Origin of the sequence: Paraburkholderia sp. SIMBA_054 (assembly GCF_046534875.1) — a bacterium.
In the GTDB taxonomy this organism is placed as follows: Bacteria; Pseudomonadota; Gammaproteobacteria; order Burkholderiales; family Burkholderiaceae; genus Paraburkholderia; species Paraburkholderia hospita.
In genome coordinates this window covers 1-255 of record NZ_JAWRXV010001194.1, presented here as the reverse complement: position 1 = coordinate 255, position 255 = coordinate 1, and the positions used below count along the sequence as shown (strand labels likewise).

Here is a 255-nt window from a genome sequence, read left to right as displayed (position 1 = left end):
ATTTCGTGGTGCCGCTGGACGACGCCACCGAACGCCTGTGGCGCGCCTGGGGCCAGGTCGGCCACCTGCAGGCGGTGGTCAACACGCCCGAGCTGCGCGATGCCTACAACGGCAACCTGCCCAAGGTGACGCGCTTCGGCAGCGCGCTGGGCCAGAACCTGGCGCTGTATGCGCAGTACAAGCGCCTGGCGGCTTCGCCGGAAGCGGCCGGCTACGACGAGGCCCGGCGCAAGGTGATCGACAACGCGTTGCGTG

General features: G+C 69.8%; 1 pseudogene. It reads left to right on the top strand.

Annotated elements, in window-relative coordinates:
• Nucleotides 1–255: pseudogene (locus tag SB822_RS58905) on the top strand (oligopeptidase A); the annotation flags it as partial.